Origin of the sequence: Labrenzia sp. CP4 (genome assembly GCF_001579905.1) — a bacterium.
GTDB lineage: Bacteria > Pseudomonadota > Alphaproteobacteria > Rhizobiales > Stappiaceae > Roseibium > Roseibium algicola.
On the sequence record NZ_CP011927.1, the window covers coordinates 1,440,618 to 1,465,780 of the forward strand.

Annotated in this window: 18 protein-coding genes; 5 read left to right on the forward strand and 13 right to left on the reverse strand. The window is 59.0% G+C overall.

Annotation, left to right across the window (positions count from 1 at the left end):
* Window positions 1-107: 107 nt before the first annotated feature.
* The 8 genes from ACP90_RS06685 to ACP90_RS06720 all read right to left on the reverse strand — a co-directional run bounded on the left by ACP90_RS06685 (window position 108) and on the right by ACP90_RS06720 (window position 12,347).
* Window positions 108-1,901 carry a hypothetical protein gene (locus tag ACP90_RS06685; protein ID WP_145915718.1) on the reverse strand — a complete coding sequence of 598 codons (1,794 nt, stop codon included), beginning with the start codon at window positions 1,899-1,901 and terminating at the stop codon, window positions 108-110.
* Entirely contained in the window at window positions 1,880-2,977 is a 1,098-nt protein-coding gene (locus tag ACP90_RS06690) for a glycosyl hydrolase family 8 (protein ID WP_082809680.1), read from the reverse strand. Before ACP90_RS06690 ends, ACP90_RS06685 begins: the two co-directional genes overlap by 22 nt.
* Before the next feature lies 1 nt (window position 2,978).
* Window positions 2,979-5,261, reverse strand: a complete 2,283-nt coding sequence (locus ACP90_RS06695; protein ID WP_158514161.1) for a cellulose biosynthesis cyclic di-GMP-binding regulatory protein BcsB — start codon at window positions 5,259-5,261, stop codon at window positions 2,979-2,981.
* A gap of 11 nt (window positions 5,262-5,272) precedes the next feature.
* Complete coding sequence (gene bcsA / locus ACP90_RS06700; protein WP_062487476.1) at window positions 5,273-7,528, reverse strand: UDP-forming cellulose synthase catalytic subunit; 2,256 nt, start codon at window positions 7,526-7,528, stop codon at window positions 5,273-5,275.
* Window positions 7,529-7,553: 25 nt separating this feature from the next.
* Complete coding sequence (locus ACP90_RS06705; protein ID WP_062487478.1) at window positions 7,554-8,696, reverse strand: LuxR C-terminal-related transcriptional regulator; 1,143 nt, start codon at window positions 8,694-8,696, stop codon at window positions 7,554-7,556.
* Window positions 8,697-9,539: 843 nt separating this feature from the next.
* Window positions 9,540-10,895, reverse strand: coding sequence for an aminotransferase class III-fold pyridoxal phosphate-dependent enzyme (locus tag ACP90_RS06710; RefSeq protein WP_062487480.1), 1,356 nt, complete (start codon window positions 10,893-10,895; stop codon window positions 9,540-9,542).
* Window positions 10,892-11,572 (reverse strand): HAD-IA family hydrolase, encoded by a 681-nt coding sequence (locus ACP90_RS06715; RefSeq protein ID WP_062487482.1) that lies wholly within the window; start codon window positions 11,570-11,572, stop codon window positions 10,892-10,894. Before ACP90_RS06715 ends, ACP90_RS06710 begins: the two co-directional genes overlap by 4 nt.
* Window positions 11,562-12,347, reverse strand: coding sequence for an IclR family transcriptional regulator (locus ACP90_RS06720; protein WP_062487484.1), 786 nt, complete (start codon window positions 12,345-12,347; stop codon window positions 11,562-11,564). Before ACP90_RS06720 ends, ACP90_RS06715 begins: the two co-directional genes overlap by 11 nt.
* A gap of 212 nt (window positions 12,348-12,559) precedes the next feature.
* On the opposite strand from ACP90_RS06720, the gene ACP90_RS06725 reads away from it, so the two are divergent.
* The 5 genes from ACP90_RS06725 (at window position 12,560) to ACP90_RS06745 (ending at window position 18,426) form a co-directional block, all read left to right on the forward strand.
* Window positions 12,560-13,552 carry a tripartite tricarboxylate transporter substrate binding protein gene (locus ACP90_RS06725; RefSeq protein WP_023003283.1) on the forward strand — a complete coding sequence of 331 codons (993 nt, stop codon included), beginning with the start codon at window positions 12,560-12,562 and terminating at the stop codon, window positions 13,550-13,552.
* Window positions 13,553-13,618: 66 nt separating this feature from the next.
* Entirely contained in the window at window positions 13,619-14,158 is a 540-nt protein-coding gene (locus tag ACP90_RS06730) for a tripartite tricarboxylate transporter TctB family protein (protein ID WP_055656045.1), read from the forward strand.
* A 7-nt stretch (window positions 14,159-14,165) separates the two neighbouring features.
* Window positions 14,166-15,686, forward strand: a complete 1,521-nt coding sequence (locus ACP90_RS06735; RefSeq protein WP_023003287.1) for a tripartite tricarboxylate transporter permease — start codon at window positions 14,166-14,168, stop codon at window positions 15,684-15,686.
* 8 nt (window positions 15,687-15,694) lie between these two features.
* Window positions 15,695-17,182 (forward strand): aldehyde dehydrogenase, encoded by a 1,488-nt coding sequence (locus ACP90_RS06740; RefSeq protein ID WP_062487486.1) that lies wholly within the window; start codon window positions 15,695-15,697, stop codon window positions 17,180-17,182.
* Between the two features lie 8 nt (window positions 17,183-17,190).
* Entirely contained in the window at window positions 17,191-18,426 is a 1,236-nt protein-coding gene (locus ACP90_RS06745) for a Tm-1-like ATP-binding domain-containing protein (RefSeq protein WP_062487488.1), read from the forward strand.
* A gap of 135 nt (window positions 18,427-18,561) precedes the next feature.
* Here the strand turns inward: ACP90_RS06745 and ACP90_RS06750 are convergent, their stop codons facing one another.
* From ACP90_RS06750 to ACP90_RS06770, 5 genes are all read right to left on the reverse strand, one after another.
* Window positions 18,562-21,123: an FAD-dependent oxidoreductase gene (locus tag ACP90_RS06750; RefSeq protein ID WP_023003292.1), complete on the reverse strand. Its 2,562-nt coding sequence runs from the start codon at window positions 21,121-21,123 to the stop codon at window positions 18,562-18,564.
* A gap of 433 nt (window positions 21,124-21,556) precedes the next feature.
* Window positions 21,557-22,222 carry a hypothetical protein gene (locus tag ACP90_RS06755; protein WP_062487489.1) on the reverse strand — a complete coding sequence of 222 codons (666 nt, stop codon included), beginning with the start codon at window positions 22,220-22,222 and terminating at the stop codon, window positions 21,557-21,559.
* A gap of 111 nt (window positions 22,223-22,333) precedes the next feature.
* Window positions 22,334-22,900 (reverse strand): hypothetical protein, encoded by a 567-nt coding sequence (locus ACP90_RS06760; protein WP_062487491.1) that lies wholly within the window; start codon window positions 22,898-22,900, stop codon window positions 22,334-22,336.
* Between the two features lie 47 nt (window positions 22,901-22,947).
* Window positions 22,948-24,360 carry a caspase domain-containing protein gene (locus tag ACP90_RS06765; protein ID WP_082809681.1) on the reverse strand — a complete coding sequence of 471 codons (1,413 nt, stop codon included), beginning with the start codon at window positions 24,358-24,360 and terminating at the stop codon, window positions 22,948-22,950.
* Between the two features lie 206 nt (window positions 24,361-24,566).
* Window positions 24,567-25,145, reverse strand: coding sequence for a histidine phosphatase family protein (locus ACP90_RS06770; RefSeq protein ID WP_062487496.1), 579 nt, complete (start codon window positions 25,143-25,145; stop codon window positions 24,567-24,569).
* Window positions 25,146-25,163: the final 18 nt, after the last annotated feature.

Genomic DNA, 25,163 nt, shown 5'->3' on the forward strand with positions numbered 1-25,163 from the left:
GGCACCGGATGCTGGCTATGGGCCGGAAACGGCCCGGGCTCCCTTCAGCTTGCGTAGCTGGAAAAGAGCCCGGGCTTCTGGTCTCGTGCGGGAAGAGACCAGTTGTTTTAGTTGTAGCGGTACATCTTCTTTTCAGAGAACCACTTGCCCTGGCGGGTTTCGGTCGTGGATCCCGCCTTGTCGGCTTCCGCGAAGAGCTTGTGCGCCTCTTTCGACCGGCCCGTGTGATACAGCGCCCAGGCCCGAAGCAGTTTTGCCTTGCGGCTTTCGCGCCCGCTCATTGCGTTTCTTTCAAGGTACGGCAGAGCGCCTGCATAATCTCCGGTGCTGATCTCCTGTTCGGCAGAGCGCAGGTAGGAAGACCCGGAGGAGCGCGATCCGCCAGAGGAGCGGCTGCGTTCTTCGGAAGCGGACGCAAGCTGTGCGCCGCCGAGGGTCTTGATCGCCGGGAATTTGGTTGACCATTGCGCGATCAACTGTCGTTCGCGGGCTTTCTGCTTTTTGCGCTGAGCAACCACGATCTGGCCGACGGCCGCGGATTCGTTCGGCTGGAACTCCATCGACTTGGCAAACCAGATTTCAGCTTCATCGAGTTCAAGCATGTTGTAGAAGTGCCAGCCGAACACCTGGGCGGCAATCGGCGATTGCGCATCCTGGACGACGTTCGCAAATCTCGACAGGCGCTTGAAATCCATCTCGGTGCCGTAGCCTTCCAGAAGCTGGATCGAAACGACTTCAAGATATGCCTTGAGGATGAGCGGATCCTTGCGCCGGTTCTTGTAGGCAAGTTCCTCGGCTTCCTCGTATTCGCCATCTTCCTTCATGGAGACGACCATGCCTTCGATGGCCTTTGGCGAGGGGCGAAGCTTGTAGGCTGTCTGGAACCATTTGGTGGCGGTCTTGAACTCTTCGCGGGAATAGTAATACCAGCCAAGAAGTTCGGCATCGTTCGGGTTCTGGAGTTTTGCAGCCGAATTGGCGAGTGCGTCCAGATCCGATTTGTCGACCAGCATGGCGGGATCGGTGGCGCCCTCGCCAACTTCACCACGCAACAGGTCCAGGTAGATTTCGTTGAATTCCGAGCGGCCGTCCAATCCGGTTCTGCCGTAGGCGACAAGCTGCTCCACCGCGTTGCGCGGCAGCACTTCGGCAGCCTTTTGCACGGTGGCCTTGCGTTCTTCCTCATTGGCGCAGTTGGCAAGGATGTACTTGTAGGCTTCGAGCGCCTTGACGTCCTGACCGGTCTCGTTGAGAGCCCTGGCTGTCCGCCAGATAATGTCGATTTCCTGGCAGGTCAGAAGATCGGAGTTCTTCACCGCGATCTTGATGACCTCCTGGGCGTTGCCCAGTTCGGACGCCTGGATGAGGGTCTTTCGCGCTTCGGCATTGATGATCTGTCGGCGCAATTCGGCTGAAGGCTCATAGCCCGGGTAGAGATTTATGTATTCCCGGATCTTGGCGTAGAGCTCCTGGGTCCGGCCGGTGGCGAAGAGATCCCAGAGCGGCTGTTCGTTCACCTCGATCCGGTTGCGGTCGTAGATGTTTTCCGGCGGTTGCCAGTCCGGATGAAGAGACTTCAGCCGCTTGATTTCGGCAGACACACGGCCGATCTCACCGTTTTGTGCGTAGTAGCGCAGGGCCGTTTCATCGACCTTGGCAGCCGCGGGGGCCGCCGGGGCCGCGGACTGTGCGGCCCCTGGCTGGGTGACCGAAAGCGCGAAAGGCGAAACATTGGCCTGCTGGACCGGCAAAACACCGGTTTCAGGTGCCTGCAGGACAAACGGAGAGCCGCCGGGCAGTTGTTGTTGCGGCGCGGCTTCCCACGGAGCGGACTGCGCCAGGGAACCGTTGGTCGCAAACGCCAGCGCGAAGGAGGCAATTACCATTCTGGTGAAAGACATTGCGGATACCTCTCTGCAATTGCGAGAATCGTGAAGATCTGAAGTGTTGTGGAGTAATAGTCGTCGGTGCCGATCTGCAGCAGTTCGGACGGGAATGGCTCGGCCTTGTCCATGCATCTGGTCAGGGCGGCAATTGCGCGAAAACCGATGCCACCCATGACACTCTTCGGCTCGCCCGTGACGATCTGCGTAACCGATGGGCCGCGGGGATCGGCAAAGCCGCGTAGCGTTGAAAAATCCGCCGCCTTTTTCACGCGCAGGGCATTTCTGGACAGCGCGAGATAGAGCGGAACCCGGATGGCATTGTAGCCGAATTCAGGTGTGAACTTATCGGAAGGAACCAGCTTGAGGCCGCCGATATCGACCCAATCCGGTGGCAGGTAGCTTGGAGCCCTCTGGGAAAGGTCCAGGACGTCCTCTCCGACAACCGCAACTTCGCCCCAGTTCGCGGACGTATCGAACTCTGCGATGGTTTCGAGGGCCGGATAGACCCAGTAGGAGGGGTTGACCGTGACGGTTTGATGATCGCCGGAGACGAACCCGTCACTGCCGGGAACAAGAACCGGTCCGAGGGCGGTTTGCTGAAGGAGCGTTGCGGCGATATCCGCCAGAACGACCTTTGCCGAGGCAAGGTCTTCAGGGTCTCCCCAGTTCTTGTAGGCCTCGATCAACGCCCAGGCGATCAGCAGGTCCCCGTCCGTCGCGTTGTTGGTGTCGGCGACATTGGGACCTTCCGGCGTGTGCAGCACCTTCCAGGCAAACAGGTGATCCTTGCGCACCTGCAGGTTCTCATAGGTGTAGTCGCGGATCAGCTTGAAGGTCTCGCGGTCATCCACCGCGACGGCCAGAACCATGCCGTAACCCTGGCCTTCGCTGTGACTGATGCCTTCATTGGCATCGTCGATGACGGCTCCTTCCGGGGTCATGTGGCGGCTCGTATAGTCCCGCCACGCCGACCCCAGCCAGAGCGACACGGCTTCCTTGCTGCGCGCGCTGGCGCCGAACACCGGTTCGGCGTGAGCGGGAGCAAGCGACAGGAAAAGTGCCATGCCGGTTGTCATGCAAAGCCTCAGCATGTCAGCGTCCGGACCGTTTGAGGGAGACGTAGTAGCTGAAGCCGAGGATCAGGCAGAACGCCAGCATGAACACGACGAAGTCGAGCATGTTGTGCGAGACCAATCCTGCCACGACGAGCCGGCTGTTCCTGAACTCGGACGGGTTTGCCAGCGAGGCAAAGTAGTTCGGATCGGACAGGCGTTCGGACGCAAACCGGTTGGTGGTCGCGTTATAGAGCGATGTGTCGCCGGTGAGCCAGGCAAGCCTGCCTTCGCGCAGCATCGTTTCCGTGCTGGCCTTGATGTCGTCACTCGTCAGTCCGGTCACGACGGTCCAGGTGTCCTGCTTGACCGGGGCTCCCATGAAGGCAACCCAGCTTTCCTTGGATGTCAGCGTCTTGGTGCGCTGTGCGATCAGGATGCTGTTGCCCTGCAGCGCGAAGCTGCGGTCGGACGGAACTTCGGAATTGAGCTTGAAGCCGACGCTGCGCCAGGCGGATCCGGCGTATCGCTGGATGCTTGCCATCAGGCTGGTGTCGTTTTCGTCAACAGACTTCAGCCCGAAAAAGCGGCCCACCTGACTGCGCGAGCCTTGCGTTCTTTCCGGGTCGAGCGTGTCCAGATAGGCTTCCTTGGCCATGCCCGACAGGCGATTGACCGGGGCAACAATCAGGCCTGGCTGATTGCCGACCGAGGCGGAGGCCGTCGTGATGGCGATCGGCCGGACCTGCTGTGTGATTGCTGCCGTTGCCACGGCAAGCTGTGCAGCGGCCTCCAGGCTTTTCGGGTCGTCGGCAAGCACCTGAATGGTGGTTGGCCGGTTTTCTGCAGGATTTTTCGGCAGAAGGTCGGAAGGAGACAGGCTCGGTGTCACGCGCATTCTGGCAAGTGCATCGAACTCGATCGTCGATGTGTCCGCATCAAGCGACAGCCGGTCGCCATTGAGGCCGGTCGCGACATCGCAGGTGGCATCATCTTCTGTCAGGGAAGACACTTCGATGCGCAGGTCGTTGAAGCCGGGCGAGAAGCCGCCAAGCGGGATATCGAGTGGATTGCGGGAAGAAATGCCGTCACGCGTCAGTTCCGCAGACGCAAGTGCGGCACCATTGGCGAAGACCTGCAGCCGGTTGGCATTGGACAGGTTTGCCAGCGCATCGATGTTCAGGCTGAGTTTGGCCTTGCCATAGTCTCCGACGAAGTAGTCGTCCGGCAGGCGGATCGAGAAGTCCTGCCGGAGAAGCCGGCCGTCAAAGCGTTTGCTGCTGACGCCGATCTTTGCCAGGGAAACCGTTTCGCCGGGTTCGATCTCGTAACCGAACTTGTTTTCGAATGCGGCAATACCCCGGCGGCTTCCCAGCATCGGCTTGGCCTGCAGGGCCTGTTTGAAGGCCTCGATGGACTTGTCCAAAGCCGGGCGGTTCTCTGCCGCGAGAAACAAGGAAACCCGGCCCGTATCCGGCCGGTGGACGATAGCAAGGCCAGGGATTTCCGAGCCGGTGTCGCCAACGGCAAAGCCTGCGTGCGAAAGCTCGGCCCGAGTGCCGACAATGATATCCAGGCCGGCATCGTTGCCAGGCTCGTTCCTGATCTGGATGTCCGGGTAATGATATTTTCCGAAAGCGGCGACAGTCTGTGCAACTGCCAGGGCCCGGTCCAGATTTCCGGCGCTCGCCGTACCCAGTTGCAGCAGGCGCATGTTGGTGGCGCCGCTCTTGTCGTTCGGGACCGCGCGCAGCAGTTCAAGGCTGGCCGACACCTTCGGTGAGTTGTCCGGGCCCGGATCGAACACGATACCCGTGTTTGCCGGGTTCAGCACCGTCCACAGTTCATATGTGGCGGGGATCGTGCAGTCCACGCGGTGCTTGTGTTTCGCGATGAACCGGATTTCGTTGAACCCCTCGACCATCAGTCCGGGAGGGAGATCGAAGCTGCGCATCGAGCTTTGAGCGCCTGCGTTGAGTTCAATGTCGCCAACGGGCTGACCGTTGACCATGATGCTCATGCTGGAATGTTCCGGGGCGGTCGAGACCGCGGTCAGGTAGTCCACCTGCAGCTTGCGATAGAGAAGGACCTCGTCCCGGGGAGCGTAGACGGCCAGCCGGATTTCGGCCTGTTCGCCTTCCATCCGGAGCTGGTCGGCGGTTGCCGTCAGGCGGCGGATTGTGCTGCGTTCTTCGGTCTTGGTGTCGAGCACCGATACGTCGAGCTGCTGGGCAACTGCCGAAACAGGCAGAGCAATCAAGGTTGAGGCGACAAGCGCTGCCTTGAGGCAGGTTGCGGCTTTGAGGTGATACAGAGTTTTCATTGCTTCAATCCTCATTCTGCAGGTGCGAGGACGGATTCAGGCAGGTCCTGCTCGACAGGTGCCGGCTTGCGTTTCAGGCCGGACCGCAGGGCTGTCATGAGGCCGAGGATCGGGACGCGAATGCCGTAGTAAAGCGCCCATCTGGTCAGGCGCATCATGCCCGCGATCACCGAGGATCCCGTCAGCTTCCTGTTGTGCAGGGCTCTCGGTATTGTCAGGTCGGCAAACATCACGTCGCTGGAAACGATCGCTCGCGTTGCGACGGTATCGAGATAGGCGGCGCCGATCAGAATTCCCTTCGAGCCGGCCCGCTGGGAGGCGACACGAATGTTGATGCCTGTTTCGGCAAGCGCAGCGTCAGGTTCCGGCGTTGCATCGGCTGACCGGTCCAGAGATTGACGGGGATGGAATGTCAGGTGGCCTTTGTCGCCGAGCACGTTCCCCCATGCTGGTGCTCTTTCAAGCTGAATGAGCAGACCGTTGGTATTGGATTCCACCAGATTGACGGGGATGGTTTCGTCGCGAAGACGGAGCGTCGCCTTGCGATGGACCCGGATACGCGGTGCGGTTCTGACTTCCTTCCGTTCCAGGATGGCGCCAAGGGCTGCACCGGCAATGATCAGGTTGAAGACATGCCAGATGCCGACAACACCAAGCAGGGCAGTCTGGCCGGTGTCGTTCTGCAGGCGCCAGGCCAGCACGCCGGTCGTGAGGAGCATGACCGCGAAGACGATGATGTAGGGCCATGCGATGACCGACAGCTGTTCTTCTTCGAGTGTTTCACCCTTGGTCGTGACGTTGAACTTCGGCGCACGGGGGTTCATCAGCACGGAGAAGATCGCCGGGAACAGGTAGATTGACTGGATGTACTCGTAGAGTTCGGAGATCCAGGGCCACCTGAGCTTGCCATAGAGGCCGGACTGGATCGTCACCACCGCAAGGATGTAGGTCATCGTGTAGGCCAGGAATTCCTGCGGCGAGGCGATGTAGATCTTCATGTTGAAGAGGATGAACATCAGCGGCGCCAGCAGGAACACCAGCCGCGGGAACGGGAACAGCCAGAACATGGCGCTGGACATGTAGGCGACGCGCTGCATGAAGCTCAGGCCAGGCTTGAACATCGGGTTCTTGAGCATCAGGATCTGCAGCATGCCCCGGCACCAGCGGGACCGCTGGCCGATGAACGAGGCGAGGGTGTCAGGCTGCAGGCCGGCGATCATCGGGCGGTCGACATAGGCGCTCTTCCAGCCGCGCGAATGCAGCTCGAGAGCGGTTTCACAGTCTTCCGTGATCGAGACGCCCGAGAAACCGCCGACTTCATTGAGGGCAGCACGCCGCAGGACAGCACCGGAGCCGCAGAAGAAGGTGGCGTCCCATTTGTCGAGACCCTTCTGGATCATGCCGTAGAACATGTCGTTCTCCGAGGGCATGATGTTGTAGGTGCGCAGATTGCGCTCGATCGGATCCGGATTGAGGAAGAAGTGCGGTGTCTGAACCAGGAACAGTTCGGGGTCCTTGAAGTAGGCGACGGTTTCGCGCAGGAACTCCCGTGACGGTGCGTGATCGGCGTCGAAGACCACCACGAGATCACCTTCCGACCGCGACAGGCCGTAGTTGAGGTTTCCGGCCTTGGCATGCTCGTTTCGCTCACGAGCAAGATAGGTCGCACCGAGATCTTCGCAGATCCGCTTGAATTCCTGGCTGCGCTCATAGGCGGCAAGGGCGGCCTTCTGGTCCGTGGAATTCAGCTTCTGAAGCGTTGCGCCATCGTCCAGAAGGAACACACGGAACTTGTCCTTCGGATAGTCCATGTTCTTGGCGGCGGCGATGGTGCAGGCGACGAGGCCCGGATCCTCGTTGTAGCTGGGAATGAACACGTCGACGGTCGGAGCATCGGCGTCGGAGTTCTGCACCTTGCGGGGACGCTCATAGCGGTCGGAGACGATGAGCGCCGACAGGAAGAACATCAAGATGCAGAAGAGCTCTGCAACAAGCAGCAGGACGCCGGGAACGAAATCGTAAAAGTTCTCGATCGGCGGAACCGTCTGTGTCACGCGCCAGTAAACGTAACGACCGACCAGCAACCCTCCGAGCGTCAGAAACGTGACGCGTCCCAGAGTGCCCGGCAAGACCTTCGTGAATTGCATGGCAACCAGAACGAAGAGGCCGAGAAAGAGTTGAACTTCAACCGAAAGCGGCAGCGTGACGATGAAAAATGTAGCGATGGTCGCTATCGTCGCGAATACGTATAAAAGTAAGTTCAGCATAGCCTAAGTTCCTGTACTTTGTACGTTATTGGTCTGGTGCTATTTGAATTGCTTTCGTCACCGAGTTGACGAGCTCTATTTGTGAGCTTGTTGCGGTTCTTTGCTGTGCCATCGCAAGGTGATTTCTTGCGGTGTTGTAGCTGATCCCGATTTCCTCGGCGGCTTGTCTTACGGTTTTGCCGTCTATTATTTTCTTGATGATGCGCGCCTGCTGATGCGTGACCCCGGTGGCGGCTTTGATCGTCTCGGCGCTTACCTCGTTGGAGGCGGTGTCCGCGGTGATCAGGACCTTCTTGCGGAAATAGGATCTGACGGGATCCCGGGTTTCCTCGTCGGACACCTGGGACGGGATGGCCTCCACGAAGTAGCGGGGGCCACCGGCAATGCTCATGACCCGTGCCTGGTCCTGCCGAGTTGATCCGGTGTTTGCCGGGGCATCGACGGGCAAGTCGCGAGAGTGGCGGGCAAAGAACGGTGCCAGGCTCAACGGTGCCTGGATCCTGCCGTCGATGAGGCGAAGCTCGCCGCCTTTCTGCAGGACCTTTTCCATCGCCGGGTTTTTGACAAGGACTGAGCCGTTGCCGAAGAACACAAGCGCTGGCGACTTGATGTGTTTGATCCAGTATTGCGCGCTTGTCAGTTCGGTGCGGTTTCGCCCGTAAACGAGATCCTCGGCATAGGCCTCGAAGCCGCCGAAGATGTCATCCGCATAAGCAACAACACCTTGGAAAAGACTGTCTGAAAAGCCGACTGGAACGTGGGCGGCAAGATAGAGCTGCAAACCCATTCCCAATTCGACCATGAGAACAGCCGCACGGTTGGTTTCAAGGGTTGTATCGCGCGACAAACCATCGGGTGTTGTTGCGGTGCAATGCAGGATCTCGGTGTCGTGTGTAACGGGGGTGCAGGAGTTGGCTTTTACTTGGGAGAACGTGTCTATTTCGTTCCCAAGAAGATGTTCAGCTTCCCAGGCTTGACGATTGTCATCAATTGTATAGCAAATCTCGATCTTCTTCCTTCTTGCATCCAGAACAAAGATGCTGAAAAGAAGAAATTCAAAGCGTTTGGCCAGTGCATACGGAAAGTCTAAATTGCTTCGGTTGCGGCGTTCTTTTGTCTGGCCACCGTATAAAACACTTTCGTTAAAGTCCCTTCCTGCAAAATACATTTTTTGCTCCCAGGTAGAAATGGATTTTATTCGTGGCGATGATCTAAGTTCTGGCTCGGTTCATTTTCAAAAATTGGATTTATCTAAATCGATCGATTGGTTTCTTAGGAGGTTAATAAATTATTAAACCTTTTATACCGGAAACTTCATGCCGTTGCTCTAGTGCAATTGCATCAATTTTAAAGCAACTGTAGTCTTGGTTAATTTATAACTCTAAGAAAATTGTAGAATATGCTTCAGTATTAAATGAGATATATCGATGAATACATTAAGATCATCGAGTTGTAATCACGAGATGGTTTTCGTTGAATTTGATAAATGCAAGTGGAGGTGGTGTGCACGCGTGTATTGCTGCGCTGCAGCATTTATCGTGTTTTTTCGATTTCTACTGTTTGCGACGAAATGTCCCGAGGCGATTTCGCGAAATGCCCGGTGAAATCTGTTTGAGATAAAATTTTGTCTTGTTTGATTTAACTATTCAGATTGCCGACAAATTAGGCGGACTTGGCTAATTTGAGTTCAGGCTCAGGAATTGGGCGTTTTGCCTTCCCGGATTTGTGATCGAATTTTTCGAAACTTGATACGCGGCGACCAGATATGTCGCGCAGTGGTTGAAAGTATTAGAGAAATTCGACCTGAAATAGGGGCGGCGGCTTGCTGGTGCGGCGAACAGAAGAGCCTGGGCGCGCAAATCCCGTTGGCTGTTTGCGCGCCGAGAGCTGGTTTTCTGATAGCAAGTGGCCTGTAGAGGATCCGAAGCCCTCGAGGTCTTGAGAGGGCTTCAGGGCAACGTGGTGGTGCCGGCCGTTGAGGCTTGCGCGTTACGGAGATGCTTCCGAGGGATTAGCCGGAAACGGCTTTCAGTCCGGTCTCGACCGCCGACAGGATTTTCGTCACGTTGTCCGATGTCACGATCAGCGGCGGCGAGAAGATGGCATTGTTTCCGGAAACCCGGATCATGACGCCGTCCTCATAGGCGGCCTGCTGCAGCTTCAGCGGGACATCCTTTGCCGAAGGTTTTTTGCTGGCGCGATCGGAGACGAGTTCGATGGCGCACATCAGTCCTTCGCCGCGCACGTCGCCGATCACCTCGAAACGTTCCTGGAGCCCTTTCAGGCCACCAAGAAGTTCCTTGCCGCGTGCGGCGGCGTTTTCATGGACCTTCAAACGTCGGATCTCTGCGAGGGCAGCCAGAGCGGCTGCGGCGCCGACAGGGTGACCGGAATAGGTGTAGCCGGTATCGATGGACGCGATGCCGCTGGTGTCCTTTTCAAAGACTTCGGCCACATGCCCGGCGATCATCACCGCGCCGAACGGGAAATAGCCGTTTGTGATGGCTTTTGCCGTGCACATGAAGTCCGGCTGTACGCCCCAGTGACGTGCGCCGCTCTCGCTGCCGGTGCGACCGAAGGCGGTGATGACCTCGTCGGAGATCAGGAGAATGCCGTTGCGGTTACAGATTTCGCGCACCATCGGCATGAAGCTCGGATGGGGAGGCATGACACCACCGGCGCCGAGGACGGGCTCCATGATGAAGGCGGCAATGGTGCCGGCTCCCTGGAAGGCGATCTCGTCTTCGAAGGCGGCTGCGCAGAGCTGGGCAAGTTTCGCCGGATCGCTCTCGTTGAACGGGTTGCGGTAGGTGTAGGGAGCCGGAATGTGGAAGCAGCCCGGCAGCAGAGGCTCGTAAGCGTTGCGGAACTTGCCGTTGCCGTTGACGCTGGCGCCGCCGAAATGGGTGCCATGATAGCCTTTCTTCAGGCTGAGAAACTTGGTGCGGCCGGCTTCGCCGCGAATGCGGTGATACTGGCGGGCGAGCTTGAGGGCGACTTCGACCGAATCCGAGCCGCCGGAGGTGAAGAAGGCCCGCGTCAGCCCGTCCGGGGCGAAGAAATCGGCCAGTTCGTAGGAAAGCTCGATCACCTTGTCGTTCGATGTGCCGCGAAAGATCGAGTAGTAGGGCAGGGCGTTCAGCTGGTCGGAGATTGCCTGTTTCACCGGCTCGCAGGAGTAGCCGAGGTTGACGTTCCACAGCCCGCCGACGGCATCAAGAACTTCGTGCCCGTCGACGTCGGTGATGAAAACATCGCGGCCACCTGTCAGGATCGTCGGCAGATTGGTCTGGCTGTCGGCCGGATGAGCCATCGGATGCCAGACATGGCGGGCGTTGTTTTCCTTCAGGAAGTTGGAATCCTTCATGTCATGTCTCCTTGGAGTAAACTTGGCAGGCCGAGCAACGAAAGTGCCTGGTCATAGGAAGATCGGGGGGAAAGAACGTCGAAGTGAACCGTCTGCAGACCGGCCGTCTCCGCGCCGCGAATGTTGCGCAGCTGATCGTCGACAAAGACGCAGGCGGATGCGGGCAGGCCGAGTTCGTCCAGGCACAGCTGATATGCACGCGGATCCGGCTTCAGGATCCTGGTGTAGGTGGCATCGACGATGACGTCGAAATCATCCAGAAAAGCGAGCTTTTTCCTGAAGTCCGCACCATAGAATAGGTCCAGCTCGTTGGACAGGACCGCAAGCTTGCAGCCTGCCTGCCGGGCAATGTCGATTGCGGCCAGGGCTTCCGGCCGCATGACGGCATCGGGATCAGCGCCGCGCGCAGCCTTCACGAACTGGGCCATTTCCGTCCAGTCGTTGCCGGTCAATTCGGCAATTTCCTGCGTGCGCCGGTGCCAGTAGTCGCGTTCGGAAATCTCGTCCCGCTGCATTGCCTGCCAAAGACTGTCGGTTGCCGGATCAAACGGGCCGCGCCAGGTCAGGGTGCCGGGGGCGAGCCCGAGAGCCTGTTCGGTCAGGTCGTGGGTCTCGAACATCGTGCGAGTGACAACTCCGCCGAAATCGAGCACCAGAGCCTTCGTGTCATGCGGCATCGCGCCAGATCCTTCTCAAATCGACCGGGACAACGCCGCCGAGTTTTTCAGTGACTTCCGTCGCCGCGATCGGCAGGGAAATTCGGATTTTTGCTTTCAGCTCATCGGTCATGCGAACGGTGGGGGCGGCAACGGCTATGGTGCCGACTGCTTCTGGCAAGTCGCCGAAGATCGGCGAGGCAAAGGAAGAGACGTGCTCTTCAAAGCCCTGGTCGATAAAGGCAATGCCGTCGTTTCGAACCTGTTCGACTGTCTGTTTCAAAAGCTCGGTATCGGTGATCGTGTAGCCGGTGGAGGGTTTGAGCTTCGTCTTCAGAAGCTTTGGCAGCAGGTCAATCGGGCCATAGGCCAGCATGGCGAGACCGGAGGCGGTTGCGTGCAGTGGCAGCAGTTCAGCTTCGTCGAAATAGACCCGCGTGCCGTGAACGAGTGCGTCATGATGATAGAGCGGTGACAGGTGATTGCCTTCCCGCAAGGAGACATGAACCAGTTCCCCGAGTTCTCCAGCCAACTGTTCCACCAGTGGAGCGACAAGCCTTCTTGCCGGGAACAGGCGTTCGCGGACTGCCGCAAGGCGCAGGATGGCGGGGCCCAGGCGATAGCCCTTGGTGCCCGGGTTCTGCTCCAGAAAACCGTTGGCTGTCAGTTCGGTCAGATGCCGGTGAACCGTTGCCTTGTCCTGGCCCGACAGGTTGCGGAACTCGGTCAGACCGATTTCCGAACGGCTGGCGGAAAAGTGGTTCAGCAGGCTCAGCGCTTTTGTGATCGTGCCCATGCTTCAGCAGTTCCTTTCCCGCAGGCGCCGGATTGAAGCTCCGGCATTCGACGGGACGATGTTGACATGTAGTTTCATTTGAAACAATATATTTTTAAACCGATGGTTTGTTATTTGAACCGTTTTGCGAGGTAAACAAAAGCGTCAGCGCTTCGATTGAAGGTTGACATCTTGTTATTTAAGATCACAATAATTAACAAAGCAAATAAAAAATGACCAAGACCGGCGCAAAGTCCGGCTGTCACCTGACCAGAAAAGGGACTGTTGAAATGAAGAAGCAAGTGATCGCCCTGACGGCCGCGACATTGATGTCGGCAACGGCCGCTCTGGCTGAATATCCGGAAAAGCCTGTATCGTTCATCGTTCCGTGGCCTCCGGGAGACCTGGAAGACGTGCTGACCCGGCTGATCGCGGACAAGTTCCAGGAAATGTACGGCGTGCCGGCAGCGGTCGTGAACAAGCCGGGTGGCGGCGGTGGTCCGTTCCCTGGTGCAGTGGAAGTCGCAACGGCGCCTGCCGACGGTTATACGGTCGGCTCTTTCGTTACCGACGTGCCGATTGGTGGTCCGCAGATCGGAATTCCCGAACTTTCGCCGAACCCGTTCGAGCCGATCGGCATTTTCATGACCTATCCGTTCGTGATTGCCGCAGGTGCAGACGCGCCCTACGCCACGTGGGCGGAGCTGGCTGACTACGCCAAGGAAAACGAGATCGCTCTCGGCCATTTCGGTTCGTTCCTGCCGCCCACCCAGATCACCTTCGCTGCCGCCAAGACCTCCGGCTTCGACTTTGCCAGCGAAGCGGCTTTTGACGAGTTGAACTGCAACACGCTGGCCTCCGGCGATGTCGACGTCATCAACACGACACTGCAGCAGATCCAGCCATGCCTCGGCGAGGTCAAGATCCTGGCCAGCATCGGCAAGGAACGGACGTCCCTGACGCCGAACGTGCAGACCATGCAGGAAATCAACCCGGATCTGTCGGTTGCGCTGTGGAACGGGCTGTTCGTTCACAAGGACGTTCCCGAAGATGCGCGGATCAAGATTTCCGAAGCTGCGCAAGCTGCGCTCAAGTCGCCGCAGGCGCTCGAGCTGATCGGCCAGACCGGCGTCCTGATCTACTGGCAGGACCCGGTTCAGTCCGAACAGCAGATCGAGGCTGATGCGGCGGCGCTTCAGAAGATCTCCGAGCTGATCGAACAATAAGGCGACTATTTCGGCCGGCGCATCTCGCGCCGGCCGGTTGCTTTCGGGTTCCAAGGAGGGTTCGGCTTGGCGCGCATCAAGACGCTGCAGGAACTGTTCAAACGCTATCGCCGGCCCGGCGACATCGTGTTTGCAATCCTGTTCCTGGCATTTTCCCTATTTCTTCTGTCGCAGATCCCGGGTGAGACGGTCTGGGCCAAGCGGACCAAGTGGTTTGCACAGCCAAGGTTCTGGCCCACAGTCGCTATCGGCGGCATGGTGCTGTTCGCCAGCCTGCATTTCATAGGCTCGCTTTGCTCCAAGCGCATTCCGGGTCGATGGCGCGAGGTCGGCTTCTGGCTGAAGTCGTTCGAGTTCGTGGCCTATTTCCTGATCTACGTGCTCCTGGTGCCGCAAATCGGCTACCTGCCGGCGACACTCGCCTTCACCTTGTTTCTGTGTGTCCGGATTGGCGAGGCAACGCCTCTCAACCTGGGTGCCGCGGTTGCCTTCAGCATTTCTGTGGTGGTGATCTTCCGCGCGTTTTTGCAGGTCAAGGTTCCCGCCGGCCACATCTACGAGGCGCTGCCTGACGGCATCCGCGCCTTTGCCCTGACCTATCTGTGAGGCGAGAATGGAACTGATCCTCTCCAGCCTGTCCATGCTTGCCCAATGGGACGTTCTTGCGGCCCTGGTGATCGGCTCCATCGGTGGTGTCATCATCGGCGCAATTCCTGGTGTCGGAGCTGCCGTCGCCATCGCAATCCTGCTGCCGGCAACCTTTTCCTTCGAGCCTATCGTCGGCTTGACGCTGCTGCTCGGCGTCTATGGCTCATCCATGTATGGCGGCGCCATTCCGGCGGTGCTGATCAACACACCGGGTACGGCGGTCAATGCGCTGACCACCTATGACGGCTACCCCATGACCAAGAAGGGGCAAGGGCATCGGGCGCTGTCGCTTGCCTATTCGGCTTCTTTCTTCGGCGGCATGTTCTCGATCCTGTGCCTGATCGTCCTCTCGCCGGTTCTGGCGATGATCGCACCGCATTTCGGCAGCCGCGAGATCTTCCTTGCCGCGTTGATGGGCATCATCCTGGTTGTGGTTGCGCACCGCGGACAGGTTTTTGCCGCCGGCATGCTGGCCTGTTTCGGCATCTTCCTGAGCACCATCGGCCTGGAGCCTGCCAAATACACCAAGCGCTTCACCTTCGACCAGAGCTGGCTCACCTCCGGTGTCGATCTTATCGTGGTGGTGCTCGGTCTCTTTGCGATCTCGCAAGCGTTGCTGCTGCTGGTCGACAAGGAACATCAACCCGGATCGGCCAAGGTCGAGGGCAACCTCTTTGCCGGGCTCAAGGAGCTGTTCGCGTTCAAACGGGTGGCGACCGTTTCTTCCGGCTTCGGTGTTCTCATGGGCATGATCCCCGGCGTGGGTGAATTCACTGCCCAGTTCCTGTCCTACACCTATGCGCAGAAATCCTCGAAGGACCCGGACCTTTTCGGCAAGGGATCACCGGAAGGGCTGATCGCTTCGGAAGCTGCCAACAATGCGGTTCCCGGTGCGGCGATGATCCCTTTGCTTGCTCTCGGCATTCCGGGAGAAGCGCTGACGGCAATGATGCTGTCGGTATTCTATGTTCATAACGTCATCCCGGGGCCTCAGCTGTTCCAGGGGCAACTCGACTTTGTGGTCGCGCTCTATCTGGCGCTGATCCTCCTGAATATCATCGTCCTGATCTTCCTCCTGTCCTCCACGGGGCTGCTGCTCAAGATCATTCAGATCCCGACGCGTTTCCTGGGCGTGATGATCATGACGCTCTCCTTTGTCGGCGTGTTCTCGCTGCGCAACTCGGTGACCGACTGCGCGATTGCCGCCGGCTTCGGCGTCTTCGGCCTGGTGCTGAAGCGTCTCAACCTGCCCATTGTGCCGATCATCCTCGGCATGGTGCTTGGCGGGATCATGGAGGTGAAGCTTCGCAGCGCCATGGCGCGGGTGAATTCCCCGCTCGATTTCATCGACAGGCCGATCGCCGCAATCCTCTTCACAGCGATCATTCTCATTCTCGTCCTGCACGTACGTACGGTCATTCGCGAGCAAAAGGCGCGACGGGATCGGGAAGAGGAAACTTCCGAAACCTCAACCCAGCAAGGGTAGGAACCAAGATGCTTGACCAGGCCGCAATCGACGTTTTGCGCAACCAGCCCGTTGCCGAGCAGGGGCATTTTGTAAACGGCGCCTTTGCCGCGTCCCGAGAGGGGGCGACGCTGGAGGTGCTTTCCCCCATCGACGGAAAACCGCTGACAAGGATCGCAAGCGGAACGGCTGCCGATGTGGGAGTTGCGGTTGAAGGCGCGCGCAGGGCGTTCGAGGATGGCCGCTGGTCGAAAGCCGCCCCGGCCCACCGCAAGAAGGTATTGTTGAAGCTGGCGGATCTGATCGAGGCGAAAGCGCTTGAGCTTGCGGTTCTCGGCGTGCGCGACAACGGCACCGAGATCAACATGGCCTTCAAGGCCGAGGCTTTGTCGGCGGCCGGGACCTTCCGGTACTACGCCGAAGCACTCGACAAGATCTATGGCGAGATCGCGCCGACGGCAGACAATGTGCTGGGGCTTGTCCACCGGGCGCCGGTCGGTGTCGTGGGGGCCATCGTTCCCTGGAACTTCCCGCTGATGATCGGCGCCTGGAAGATTGCTCCGGCGCTCGCCATGGGGAACTCCATCGTGCTGAAACCGGCGGAATCAGCCTCGCTCAGCCTGCTCAGGATCGCCGAACTGGCGTCGGAGGCAGGAGTTCCGGACGGTGTCTTCAACGTCGTGACCGGCCCCGGCGCCGTGGTCGGCGAAGCCCTGGCCCTGTCCATGGACGTCGACATCCTGGTCTTCACCGGTTCCGGTGCGACAGGGCGGCGGCTTCTTGAATATTCCGCCAGATCCAACCTGAAGCGCTGTTATCTGGAGCTGGGCGGCAAATCCCCCAACATCGTCTTCAATGATGCGGCTGATCTGGCGAAAGCTGCCAAGGTGTCGGCGGCGGGGATCTTCCGCAATTCCGGCCAGGTCTGTGTCGCCGGTTCGCGCCTCCTGGTGCAGGAGGACATTCACGACGATTTCGTTGCCGCGATCTGCCGGGAAGCGGAAGCTTTCAAGGTGGGTGATCCGCTGGATCTTTCCAGCCAGATCGGCGCGGTTCACTCGCTGACCCAGCTGGAAGCCGACCTGAAATTCGTGGAGACCGCGGAAGCCGAAGGTGCCGAGCGCCGCACCGGGGGTGAGCGGATCCTGACCGAGACCGGCGGCTACTACATGGCTCCGACCGTCATGAGCGGGGTCAAGCCGGGCGATACGATTGCCCGGAAGGAAGTGTTCGGGCCCGTACTGGCCGTAACCGCCTTCAAGGACGAGGAAGAGGCCATCCGGATCGCCAACGGCACCGAATATGGTCTCGCCGCCGGTATCTGGACGTCCGATCTCGGCCGGGCGCACCGGATGATTTCCGGCGTCCGCTCCGGTGTCATCCATGTGAACACCTATGGCGGCTCGGACATGACCGTCCCGCTCGGGGGGATGAAGCAGTCCGGCAACGGCCACGACAAGTCGCTGCACGCGCTCGACAAGTATGTCGACCTGAAGACAGCCTGGATCCAGCTCTGAGGATATCCATGACCAAGACAATCCTGTCCATCGGGACCTACGACACCAAGAATGCCGAACTGGAATTCATAGAGCAGACCATACGCGATCAGGGCGGCGAGGTGCTGACGATGGATGTCAGCGTGCTGGGTGATCCTGCGATGCCGACCGGCATTTCCAAGCATGAGGTCGCCAAGGCAGGCGGCATGTCCATTGAGGACGTGATTGCGCAAGGCGACGAGAACAAGGCTTTTCAGGTGATGGCGCAGGGTGCGGCAAAGCTTGTCGCCGACCTTTATGCGCAAGGCCGTATCGACGGCATGATCGCGCTTGGCGGAACCATGGGGACGGACCTGGCACTCGATTGTGCCCAGGCGCTGCCGATGGGCGTACCGAAATTCATCGTGTCCACGGTCAGCTTCTCGACTCTGATCCCGCCGGAACGGCTGGCGCCCGATATCCAGATGATCCTGTGGGCCGGTGGCCTTTATGGCCTCAACGAAATCTGCAAGTCGTCGCTGGCGCAGGCCGCGGGCGCCGTGCTGGGTGCCGCCAGGGCCGCGCAGATGCCGGATCGCTCAAAGCCGCTGGTCGGCATGACATCGCTTGGCTCCAGTTGCCTGTCCTATATGAAGCTTCTGAAACCGGCACTCGAAGACCGGGGGTACGAAGTCGCTGTCTTCCATTCCACCGGCATGGGCGGCATGGCCTTCGAAAGCCTGGCACGGGAGGGGGCCTTCTGCTGCGTCATGGATTTCTGCCTGCAGGAATTCGGCAATCTCCTGGCAGGGTCGCTGGTCAGCAGCGGGCCGGACCGGCTGCAGAATGCAGGCAGGCTGGGCACGCCGCAGATCGTGGCGCCGGGCGCGCTTGATCTGGTGGATTTTGCCGGCTGGCAGGAAATCCCGGCGCAATATGCCGACAGGCCGTTTCACGAGCACAATCGTCTGATCAAGAGCTCCGTCTTCAACCCGCAGGAGCGCCGTCAGTGGGCGAATGCACTCGCCGACCGGCTGGAGGTGGCCAAGGGGCCGACCCATTTCCTGTTGCCGCTTGGCGGTATCGAGGCCTGGGACAAGGAGGGCGAGGAAGCCCACGATCCGGAGGGGCTGGCGGCCTTCATCGACGAAGTCAGGACAGTCTTCCCGGGCCGTATCGAGACGACCGAGGTTTCGGCGCATATCAACGACAAGGCGTTTGCGGATGCTGCGCTTGGCGTTTTCGACAGATGGGTCGAAGAAGGGATTGTCATGCGGGGCGGTTAAGGCCGCCGTGGGTGCGAAGAAAGGAAAAAGCGCCGGCAAGCGGCGCTTTTTGGGGTCGTGAGATGGGGCTTTAGCTTGTTCTTGTGATCTGAGGTCAGCCCGTGGCACGTCGTTGCCTGTCACGGGCCTTGGTCATCAGGACCGTGGTTTCTGGTTTTCCGGATCGTAGAGCGGCTGGTAGCCGACACCGGCGACCTCGACCGGGTAGGTTTCCGAGAAATACTCGACATTCAGCTTGCGGCCGACCTGGCAATACTCCTGCGGCAAGTATGCAAGAGCGATGTTCTTGCCGATGGTCGGGCCATAGGCGACCGAGGTCGTGTAGGAAATACGGCCCAGGCTGTCGACCAGCGTCTTGCCCGTGTCCGGATCCTGCACCGGCATTGCGCCGACCGGGTAACGTTTGACACCGCTTGCATCTGTGTTTTCAAGCATCACCAGCGTGCAGAGCATGGCCGGCTGCTTGTCGCGCTCCCGGTACTCGACGTGTTTTGCCTTGCCGCGGAAATCCGCTTCCTTGACCTTCGGACGGGCCAGATCAGCCTCCAGGAGGTTGTACTGGGTCAGAAGATCGGCGTTCTGCAGGCGCAGGGATTTTTCCATGCGGCGCGAGTTGGCGTAGGTTTCGACGCCGACCGCGATGACACCCGTGGACCGCAGAGCGTCCCAGACGGCCAGGCCGTCTTCGTACTTCATGTGCAGTTCCCAGCCCTGTTCACCGACATAGGACAGGCGCAGGGCCATGACGGACTTGCCGGCGATTTCGATCTGGCGGATGCCCGCAAACGGGAAGTTTTCCGGATCGAGTGCTGCCGGATCGGCAACCACTTTCTTCAGGTTCTCACGGGCGTTCGGGCCCCAGATTCCGATGGTGGTGTACTGCTCGCTGACGTCGGTCACCGTGACGTCGAAGCCTTTGTCCTCGGCGATGCGCTTCACATAGTGATAGTCGCGCGGGCCGGCGTCTGCACCGTCGACGATGCGGCAGCGGTCTGCCATGCGGAAGACCGTGAGGTCGGCACGCACGTTGCCTTCGTCATCGAGGAAGTGGGTGTAGATACCCTTGCCGATGTTGGCATCGCCGCCGATCTTCGCGGCACACAGCCACTCCAGCAGTTCCACGTGGTCCGGGCCTTCGACGTCGAACATGTAGAAGTGCGACAGATTGATGATGCCGCAGTTCTCGCTGAGTTCGAGCTGCTCGGCGTTGGAGACGCGCCAGAAATGGCGGTTGTCCCATTCGTTTTCACGAACCGGAACCCGGTCGCCGTATTTTTCCAGCAGATGCTCGTTGGCGGCATACCCATGCGCGCGTTCCCAGCCGCCCAGTTCCATGAAGTGGCCGCCGAGTTCAACCTCGCGGTCGTAGAACGGGGACCGCTTGACGCTGCGGCTCGTCAGGTAAGGCTCACGCGGGTGGATCGCCGGGAAATAGATCTTTTGCGCAGCTTCGTAGCAGCGGTCCTCGATGTATTTCTCGGTCAGCTGGTGGGAATAGAAGCGCGAATAGTCGATGGACGCATGGTCGATTTCAGTCCGGCCATCGGTGATCCAGTCAGCCAGCAGCTTGCCGTAGCCAGGCCCGTCCTTGACCCAGATCGCAACGCAGTACCACAGGCCGCGGACCTTCTGGCTTTCACCGCAGGAGGGGCCACCGGCCGCGGAAACCTGCAAGAGGCCGTTGAAGGAATGGCCTTCGTTGTAGCCGATCTCACCCAGGATCGGGGTCAGCTCCATGGCGCGCTCGAGCGGCTCCATGACCTGTTCCATTTCCAGATCGCGCTGGGAGGGGGACAGGCGGGCCTGATCCTTCTCAAGGAGATCGCGCGGGTGGCACATGCGCGGATGGGTCGGCTCGTAATATCCCCATTCGATCTGGCCGCCTTCGGCCGTCTTGGGATCGCCCGTGTCGCGCATGTAGGCGGAGTTGCCCTGGTCGCGCAGCAGCGGATAGCCGATGTCCTTGCCGGTGCCTTCGAATTCGTTGTACGGGCCGAAGAAAGTCAGCGGATGGTCGACCGGCATTACCGGCAGGTCTTCGCCAACCATCTCGGCAATCAGGCGGCCCCACAGACCGGCGCAGACGATGACATGGTCAGCCATTATCGTGCCGCGGTGGGTCTTGACGCCCTTGATGTGGCCGTCCTCGACGATAAGGGACTGGGCCGGGGTATTGGCAAAGGCTTTCAGCTTGCCGGTCTTCTCGCCTTCATCAACGAGCTTGCCTGCTACCGTCTGCGAGCGCGGGATGACGAGACCTGCATCCGGGTCCCACATGCCGCCCTGGACCATGTCCTCTTCGATCAGCGGAAACTTTTCCTTGATCTCGGCCGGGGTCACGAGGCGCACATTGGTGCCGAAGGCCTTGCCCGAGGTCACCTTACGCTTGATTTCCTCCATCCAGGTGTCGTCGCCGGTGCGCGCGACTTCCAGACCGCCGACGCGGGCGTAGTGACCCATCTTGTCGAAGAAGTCGATGGAGTACTGGGTGGTCCAGACGGACAGGTAGTCGTGGCTGGTGGTGTAGCAGAAGTCGGACGCATGGGCCGTCGAACCGATGTCGGTCGGAATGCCGGACTTGTCGATGCCGACAATGTCTGTCCAGCCGCGTTCGATGAGGTGATGTGCGATCGACGCGCCGACGATACCGCCGAGACCGACGATGACGATCTGTGCCTTGTCAGGAAATGCTGACATGTCTCATTCCTTTTTCATCGACCGGAGCGCAGTCCGCCTGCGTCCGGTCCGTGCGACTGCACCGGATTTCCGTTTCGTGGCGGCAGTATCGCGACTGATCGACAGGCAAAATAGCGTAATTGCGTCATGGCGGCATAAGCGCCACGACACGGTGGTTCAAATCGTCAGGAAAAGCTGGCTTGTGATTGCGACAGGCTGGTCGTGTTTCGATAACGCGGCACGGCACGATAACTGTCGCGAAATATCAGGGAAATGTCAGGGTTTCGGGTGCGTGGTGAAGTATCCGGCAAGCGCGCCACGCCGGAAGGGAGTGGCGGCAAATGATAGGCATTGGCTGCGTTGCGCTCCGGCCATAATATCCGTCAGGTGAGGATGAGTGCCCCGGGAAACGCAAGCCGGAAAGCGGCGGCCCGGGGCAACGCGTCAGGTCCAATCAGCGAATGCTGCAGTTGCCTGAAGTCGATGTGCTGTTGAGCGTGTAGCGCCACTTGGTCTTGCCGCCGTAGTAGCCAAGGCAGGGGCCGTCACAATAGCCGTTCTTGGCGTTCGAGAACTCCGAGAAACTGATGAAGCGGCAGCTGTTGCCGTCATAGGCGAATTTGTAGGTCCGCTTTGTGGTGCGGTCCTCGGCTGGGTCCTTTTCCTCTTCGGAAATTTCGACGGTGCCGTTGCTGTAGGTGTAGCGCGAACAGATATTCCGCTTGTAGCCTTCCTCGATTTCCAGCTTGACGCAGTTGGTCCTGCCCTTGCCGGAGATGCTGCCGGAGGTTTTGACGCTTTTACCGTTCACAAACACGGTTCCCGCCTGGTTGTCCGGATCGGCGACCAGCAGATTGTCGCCGTTCTGGCGGATCAGAACGGCCGTGGTGCCTGTGCGGTTGTTGGTTTCGGTGAACGAACCCTTGTTGGTGTTGGAATAATAGTCCTTCTGCTCGATCTTGATATTCGAGCTCAGGAAAATCTTCTTGCTGCCGAGATCGAAGGTCGCGGGAGCTGATTTGGAGCTCTGGGCCGGGGACGCGCCTTCCGGCGCCGTCGACTGGCAACCGGCCATACCCAGCATTGAGGTCGTCAATGCCAGGAACAAAATCTTCTTCACAATAAGTCTCCTTCCGGGAAAATGTCCTCCGTCCGGAGGATCTTGAAATTCGATGTTGATCGATTTGTCTCGAGCTGTGGTTGCGGGTTTGCCGGTGCGCTGTCCATGCCGTCACTTTCCATAGACATCGGTTTGCGGACCGTCCTGAACCTTGCAAATCAGCGAGGTCGGCTTTCCATAGGCGTACTTGAGCTGGGTGTTGGAGAAGTGCTCCTGCCTGAACTTCAGGATCCGGCACTCCTTGCCGTTCATTTCCAGCGTGAATGCGTTTTTCCGGATGTATCCGTCTTCAACCATTTCCATGGTGTGGATAGCATGAAGACGGTTTGCCGAGAGCCGCTCAACTTCCACGAAATGGACGATCGGGTCGCCGGATTTGGTTTTATTGACCCTCTCACCTGATCCCGTGCCGGTTGGTATCCGGACACCTTCCGTTTCGAAGTTCGAGTGAAACGAAAAGGAATAGAACAGGTCATCGTTCCCGGCGAAGAAGATGGCGGCGAGATAGAACCACGCACTGTGTTCCCAGACGCAGGACTGTGTGCCGTCGGCAAAACCGCAGATCGGCATGGTGATGTCGATCGTTATGGTCTTGCCGGACATGTCGTCCGCGCCTGCGTTTCCTGCAAAGCCGGCCGCAAGAAGCAGGCTGGCTGCCAGAGTTTTTATCAACCCCATCTTGCCCCGATCATCTGAAACTCGAGCACGTGTGCCGCTCTGCCAGGTCAGTCACAATATTGCTGGCCGTTGAACGTGAAGCAGTTGCCTCCGGATGAGGAGGACTGGGGACTGGGTTTCGACTTCGTGTAACATTGCCCTGCTGAAGAGAGCAGTTGTCCGGCCGGGCAGGTTTTCAGAACACACTCGTTGTTCTTCAATACGTAGCGGGCGGAACAGGTCAGCGGACATATCCTGCCGTCGAGCTGCCGGAGTTTCTTCAGGACAGCCGCGTTGGGAGACAAGGACGCAAGCTGAAGCTTGGCTTCGTTCCTCAACGTGTCGAGAGCGCGGCCACTCTTCGGGCCCCAGACACCGTCTGGCGAACCTGCGTCGCAGCCAAGCCTGTTGAGTTCCACCTGGACGGCCCTCGTCAGTTCCTTCGGATCGGACGGAACTGGAGCTTCGTTTATCGGTTGCTCGGCTTCGCTCGGTGCAAGACTTGCCTGGACCTGTGGCTTGTCTTCGAGGTCCTTCAGACGGTTGGCGGCGACACCTGCGAAAAGGCCATTTGGAAACTGGGCGAGATAGGCGCGCAGTTCGGAGACGGAAGGATTGTCGCGAATGGCGGTCCAGTAGGCGACGTCGAGGCTGCCCTGGCTGCCGGCTTCTCCGGCGGTATCGTCTGGCAGCGGACCGTCTTCATAAAAGTAGAAATCACCGGTGATCGAGCTGACTTCCCAAGGCACTTGCCGGTCGGCGGTTTCGGCCAGAACATCGCGCCGGGCCTGCTTGAAGACGGATTCAATCGGCTCGCCGGGACTGGTTTCGATGGCGCGGCTGAGGGCGGCCGTGTAGGGGGAATTTCCGGCGGAACCGTCCATCGCGACCTGCCCGGGTGACGTCGCATAGGCGATCAGGGTGCCCATGGGTGCATCGATGGGGGCAAGGCCACGGGTGGCCGAGCGGAAAGAGCCTTTGAAGGGATTGTTACGACAGGCATCCAGTACGACGATGTTCACCGGACTGCTGGACGAGTTCATCACCTTGAGGAAGTCGTTGACGTTGATGCCCTCAAGATCGACCTCGTCCTCATCCGCCAGAAGGGCGTTCACCGGGATGAGATAATTCTCCCCGCGTACCTGCACACCGTGCCCGGCGTAGTAGATCAGGCCTGCTTCGATCGACGAATCCCGCAAGGTGCGACCAAACTCGAGAAGTTCCCGCTTCATATCCCTGTAGTTGCCGTCGATGAGTTGCCTCACTTCAAAACCGGCATCGCCCAAGGTTTTTGCCATGAGAAGGGCGTCGTTTTCAGGGTTTTTCAGAGATTGAATATGTTCGTAATTCGAATTGCCGATGATGAGTGCGACACGCTTACCCGCAAAGGCGGATCCTGTACTGGAAATTATTTGAAGAAATACGATGGCCGTTAAAATGACGCCCAAACGAATAATATGTGCTGGCAGCAAATAGTTCACTTGTAGCCCCCGCTAAGTGAATGAAATAAAGGAGTTCTTGCTGAATACTCTCCTTTGTATAGCTGCAGCACCGGTTTCCTGTCCACAGCGTCAATGGAGGAAGACCATTGCCAAAGTGACGGGTTCGTCCGGTCTTCCGGTTTTGGTCTTGTATTTGTGGCAGGGGAAGGTGCTGGGCGTGCAGAACGGGGGCACGCCCGCAGTCTTCAGCTCCAGATCGTTTCCTGTCCGTTTTCAAGCACATGAACCACGCCCTGCGGTTCCTTGAGGCTGAGAATCCCGGTGTCATCGAGGCCAAGAACGATACCTCGAATAACCTTGCCGATCTGGCCATGGGCCACTGCGATTGTCGGTCCCGTCAGGCCTGCAAGCCAGGCTCCGGCGCGCTCACGCATCTGCTGCAGTGTCTCGCCACCCGGCGCACCAAAATACCAGGTGTTGCCGGGCTTGCCGTTCATGTGCTCGGGATACTTCTCGAACATCTCGGGCCTTGTCAGGCCGCTCAGACCGCCGACATCGATTTCGACGAGCAGGTCGGTTTCAACCGGCGAAAAGTCGAAGTTCTGCTGCAGGTGCTGCGAGGTTTCCAGGGTTCGGCCCAAGGGGCTGACCATCTGGTCGTAACCTTCGGCTGATACCAGTTCGCGGGCGAGGATCTTTCCCAAGAGGGTCGCCTGCTCGCGTCCCTTTGCGGTCAGGGGAGAATCCAGCCGGCCTTGCGCACGGCCGATCAGGTTCCATTCTGTTTCGCCGTGGCGCATGAAGATGATTTTCGGATGGGTCATCGGATTGTCTTTTTAAGT